The 5,164-nt window shown below is 66.9% G+C and carries 2 protein-coding genes and 1 pseudogene; 2 read left to right on the top strand and 1 reads right to left on the bottom strand.

Going from position 1 to position 5,164, the window contains the following annotated elements; translation table 11 throughout:
- A pseudogene (locus tag C4301_RS07770) lies at positions 1–1,714 on the top strand (HD domain-containing phosphohydrolase); the annotation flags it as partial.
- Positions 1,715–1,745: 31 nt separating this feature from the next.
- Here the strand turns inward: C4301_RS07770 and C4301_RS07775 are convergent.
- Positions 1,746–4,004: a diguanylate cyclase domain-containing protein gene (locus tag C4301_RS07775; protein WP_352414530.1), complete on the bottom strand. Its 2,259-nt coding sequence runs from the start codon at positions 4,002–4,004 to the stop codon at positions 1,746–1,748.
- 137 nt (positions 4,005–4,141) lie between these two features.
- On the opposite strand from C4301_RS07775, the gene C4301_RS07780 reads away from it, so the two are divergent.
- A complete protein-coding gene (locus C4301_RS07780) occupies positions 4,142–5,068 on the top strand; it encodes a tyrosine-type recombinase/integrase (RefSeq protein ID WP_352414531.1) in 927 nt (308 codons plus the stop codon).
- The last annotated feature ends 96 nt before the right edge of the window (positions 5,069–5,164 follow it).

Raw genomic sequence — 5,164 nt, forward strand, 5'->3', positions numbered from 1 at the left:
GGAGGAGGTGCCCAGCCGGTACGCCTTCCGCATCCTCACCAAGGAGGGGGAGGTGCGCTGGTTGGACTACAGCGCCGCCCGGGTGGAGATCGGGGGAAGGCCCGCCGTCTTGGGCGTGGGCCTGGACATCACAGAGGCCAAGGAGAGGGAGAGGACCCTCGAGGCCTTCGCCCGGCTGAGCCTGGCCCTTAGAGGAAGCGAGGACCTTCGCCGAATGATGGAGGGGGCTTTGGACCTCCTTTTGGAGGTCATGGAGGCCGAGGCGGGAAGCCTCCTCCTCTATGAGGGGGAGCCGCCCCGCCTCGTGGAGAGGGCGGCCCGGGGATGGATGGCAGAGCTGGCCGCCGCTCCCCGGTTGGAGGAAAAAAGCCTGGTGGGCCTGGCCCTCAAGGGCGAGGTGGTCCTGAGCCCCCACCTCAAGGAGGACCCCCGCCTGCGCGAGGCGTCGCGCCCCTTAGTCCCCGAGGGCTGGTCGGGGATGGCGCTTCCCCTCACCGCGGGGCCAAGACCGTTGGGGGTGCTCCTTCTCGCCTGGCCGGAAGGCCGCCTCCCCACCCCGAAGGAGGTGGAGCGGGCCGAGGTCCTGGCGGAGGCCCTGGGAGGTGCAATAAGGCGGGCTCAGCTTCGGCAGAGGCTCGCCCGGCAGGTGGAGCGACTGGAGGCTTTGCGCAGGGTGGACCAGGCGGTTTTGGCCTCGATGGGCCTCGAGCCCAGTCTGGAGATTCTCCTGAACCAGGCCTTTCTAACCCAGGTGGACGCCGCCGCCCTTTTCCTCCTGGACCCCCGATCCAAGACCCTCCAGCTCAAGGCTCACCGGGGCTTCCGCTCCACACCTCCCAGGGAGATCCCCCTGGGCCAAGGGCATGTGGGCCGGGCCGCCCTTTTTGGAGAAGTGGTGGCGGTGGATGACCTGGCCCAAGACCCGGGGACCCACCCCGAGTGGACCCGACAGGAGGGCCTTGTAGCGGAGTGGGCCTACCCCCTGATGGCTCGAGGAAAGGTGGTGGGGAGCCTGGCCTTCTTCACCCGCAGGCCCTGGGACCTGGGGCGGGAGGACGAGGACTTCCTCCGGGTCCTGGTAGGGCAGGGGGCCTTGGCCTTGGAAAGCCTCAGGACCTTGGAAGACCTCCTCCGGGCCCAGCGGGAACTGGAGGCCGCCTATGAGCTCACCCTGTGGGGCTGGGCCAAGGCGGTGGAATTACGGGACCAGGAGACCTCTGGCCACACCGAGCGGGTTACAGAGCTCGCCTTGCGCCTGGCCCGGGCCTTGGGGGTCCCGGAGGAGGACCTCGAGCACATCCGCCGGGGGGCCATCCTCCACGACGTGGGGAAGATCGCGATCCCCGACCGGATTCTCCAGAAGCCAGGCCCCTTGACGGAGGAGGAGTGGGCGGTGATGAAGCGCCACCCCGTCTACGCCTACGAATGGCTTTCCGGAATCCCCTTCCTGAAGAAGGCCCTGGAGATCCCCTACAGCCACCACGAGCGCTGGGACGGCTCCGGCTACCCCCTTGGCCTGAAGGAGCAGGCGATTCCCTTTTCCGCCCGGATCTTCACCGTGGTGGATGTCTACGATGCCCTCACCTCCGATCGGCCCTACTGCAAGGCCTGGCCCCGGGAAAAGGCCTTGGCCTATATTCAAGAAGAGGCAGGCCGCCAGTTCGACCCGGAGGTGGTGGAGGCCTTTTTGCCCTTGATGGAGGCGGGGGTCTGAGGGCCTAATAATGGTGTTCCCTTCGGGAAGCTCACTCCGCGAGGACCGGTACCCCTTGGGCCTTGGCCCGGTACATCCGGTCGTCCGCGCGGCTCAAAAGCTCGTCCGCCCCCTCCCCGTCCTCCGGGTAGGCGGCGATCCCGATGTTCACCCCCAGGCGGTGGCCATCGATCTCGAGGCTTCCTATGGCCTTCGCATAGCGTAAGGCGGCCGCCTGGGCTCCCTCCTTGCCGGTGTGGGGGAGGAGGACCGCGAACTCATCCCCACCCCAGCGGAAGACGCGGTCCCCGTTCCGCCGATTCTCAAGAAGCGCCTCGGCCACCCGCACCAAGGCCCAGTCCCCCAGCTTGTGGCCCAGCCGATCGTTGATGGGCTTAAACCCCACCAGGTCCAAGATCATAAGGGCCAGAGGATGACCGTAGCGCTCTGCCCGGGCCAGCTCCTCGGCGAACAACCGGTCGAAAGCCCTTCGGTTGGGCAGGCCGGTGAGGGCGTCGGTCAGGGCCGCCTCCTCCAGAAGCTGCCGCCCGTGCACCTCGTGCAGGAGCACCGCCAAAGGCCCTGCGAGAAGCCGGGCCACCGCCAGGGAGTCCTGGGAGAAGGCCAGAGGATCGTGGAGGTTGTCCAGGTTCAAAAAGGCCATCACCTGGCCCTGGTGTGCGATGGGAAGGCAGAGGTTAGCCTGGATCTCCTTCACCCGGCCCGCGGTGTCCATCACCTCGGGGGGGGCGGTCTTGTGGCTGATCTCCGCCAGAGGGACCTCCTGGGCGCTCAGGATGCGGGGCTGGTTTTCCAAGGCCTCCTTCATCCCTTGGCCGTACCAGAGGAGCATCCCTTCCGGGTCGAACCGGACCTGGGCCAGGGCCTCCAGGTCGTAGCCCACCGCTGCCCGGAAGGCGTACGCGCCCTGGTCCAAAGCCAAAAGGCTTCCTGCCTCCGCGCCCGGGACCAGGTCCACCGCCTCTTCCAAAACCTGCCGGTAGGCGGCGTCGAGGTCAGCAAGGAGGGCCTTTTGAAAAAGATGGTTGATCCGCGCGTAACGCTCGGCTTCCAAGCTCCGCTCCAGTCCCAGCCCCACCGCCCGGGCGGCCGCCGCCAGGAGGTCCTTTTCCGCCTGTCGCCAGGCGCGCGGAAGGCGCTGGCCCAAGACCAAGACCAGCCGGCTCCGCCTGGCCCCCAAAAGGGGGATGGGGTGGGCCACAAGGGTCCGCCAGTCCAGGGCTCGCAGGGCCTGTATGGCCCCTGGGAACTCCGCATACCGCTCGGTGAAGAGGGGGGAGGGTTCATGGTAGACCTTCCAGACCAGTCCTTCCCCATAGGGGAGGCCGGTCTTGAGCACCGCCTGGAGGTCAGGGTTCTCCGCCCCCAAAGCGGCCAGGGGGACCATCCTGGCCCCCTTGGCCATCAAAAGGGTGCCCGCCTCGAGTTCCAAACCCCTCAGTAAAAGCCGCAGGGCCTTCTCCGCCACCTCTGCCACGCTCCTACCCGAGCCCATAGCCTGGGCGAGCTCCGAAAGCACCCTCCGTTCCATCCGGTCCGCCAGCTGGTCCAGATAGGCGCTCACCGCCTGGGCCAGGCGGACGAAGGCCTCCACCTCCTCGGGGGCAAAGGGGCGTGCGCTTTCCAGGTTGAGGACAAGGCTCACCTCACCCCGTTCAAAGATGGGCAGGGCCAGCTCGCTTTGAGCCTGGACCCCTTGGGGGGGGATGTACCCAGGCTCGGCGCGGACATCGGGCACATGGATTGGACGCCCTTCCTTGAGCGCTCGGCCCACAACCCCGGTATCGGGGATGAAGTCGGGAAGGGGATATCCGGCCACCAGCCGGAGGCCGTTCTCCCATGGCTCCCAGAGGCCCACGTACTCCACACCCTGGGAGGTCAGGAAGCGGGGGAGAAGGTCCACCACCTCCCGGCGGGTTTGCGCTAAGGGCAGGTGCTCCAGGAGCTCTGCTTGGAGTTTCCAGACCCGGCCCAGGGCCTTGGCCTTCCGGTAGGCCCGGCGCAAGGAGGCCCCGATGTCTGCGGCGGTATAGGTGCTGAGGCCTAGGAGAAGAGCAGGCATAAGGGCTTGAGGGAGAAGGCCTTTAGCCTGGATCTCCGGCCAGTAGAGGAGGGAAAAGACCGCCATGGCCAACCCCGCGGCCAAACCCCCTGCCCAAAGCCCGTAGACGCTGGCGATCACCGCCACGCTGATCATCAACCAGGGAAGGCCATAGATCGCCTCGAGGTGGAGGCGCACCGCCCCTAAAAGCCCCAAAGCGGCTATCAAAAGGATGAGCCAGTACGGCATTGAGCCAATTCTACCATAAACAGGGTGGGTATAATGCCCCCATGCGGGCTAAGCCGCAAGGACGGCGTGAACGTAGCCCCAGGGGGTGTTCCCCTAACGGGGAAGCACCCGGGGCTGACTCCCGGAACGTAGCCCCAATGGGGCTGACCCAGGAAGCACTCGGTTCTTCCCTTCGGGAAGCATACGCCCGGTACCTGCGCCTGGAGAAGGGGCATACGGAGCGAGGGGTGCGGCGGTACCTGCAGGACCTCGCCTACTGGGAACGGTTTTTGAAGGAACGGGGGCTTGGGGCACACCGGGAGGCGGTCCGGCGTTTCCTCGCGGAAAGGGGGTTCAGCCCCAGGCGGACCCAGGGGTTCCTCGCGGCTTTGAGGGGGTATTACCGGTGGCTTAAAGAGGTGTGGGGCCTCGAGGTGGAGGACCCCACGGAGGGCGTAGCCCGGCCCCGCTCCGGGCGGCGGCTTCCCCTTTACCCCACGCCAGAGGAGGTGGGCCGCTTCGTGCAAGGGGCGGAAGGGGAGAAGGAGGAGGCCCTCCTGAAAGCCCTGGCCCTTTTCCTCTACGGCACGGGCCTCCGGATCTCCGAGGCCCTTTCCTTGAAAACCTCCAATCTCCTTTGGGAGGAAGGAAAGCCCGTGGGCCTTCGGGTTATCGGGAAGCGGGACAAGGAGCGCCTGGTTCCCCTTTCGCCCATCGCACAGGAGGCCCTCGAGGCCTGGCTGTCCGTCCGGGGCAGGGAGCCGGCGGGGGCGATCTTCGGCCTTTTGCACACCTACCCCCGTGCGAAGAAGGGCAAGCCTCCAAGCGCGGCCTACGTGGAGGCCCGCTTCCGGGCCATGGCCCTCCGGATGGGCCTGGACCCCAAGCGGTTTACCCCGCATAAGCTGCGCCACGCCTACGCCACCGCCTTGGTGGAGGCTGGCGTGGATCTCAGCGCGGTCAAGGACCTGCTAGGGCACGAGTCCTTGGCCACCACGGGGATCTATGTGCATGCCTCGAGGGAACGCCTGAGGCGGGCGGTGGAGAGCCTACCCCGGCCGGACCTTGGGCCTGAGCCCCGTTAGAGAAAAGAGGGGACGTGGGGGAGCTATAATCCCCCGGACTTTCAGTCCGTGGGATACATGGACTCCCCCACGTCCACCGAAGGTGGACATAGCCTA

The organism is Thermus sp., assembly GCF_040290245.1.
GTDB lineage: Bacteria > Deinococcota > Deinococci > Deinococcales > Thermaceae > Thermus_A.

Excerpts from the sequence above, each read along its gene's own strand:
- C4301_RS07775 (WP_352414530.1), bottom strand. The coding sequence starts at position 4,004 with ATGCCGTACTGGCTCATCCTTTTGATAGCCGCTTTGGGGCTTTTAGGG.
- C4301_RS07780 (WP_352414531.1), top strand. The coding sequence starts at position 4,142 with ATGGGGCTGACCCAGGAAGCACTCGGTTCTTCCCTTCGGGAAGCATAC.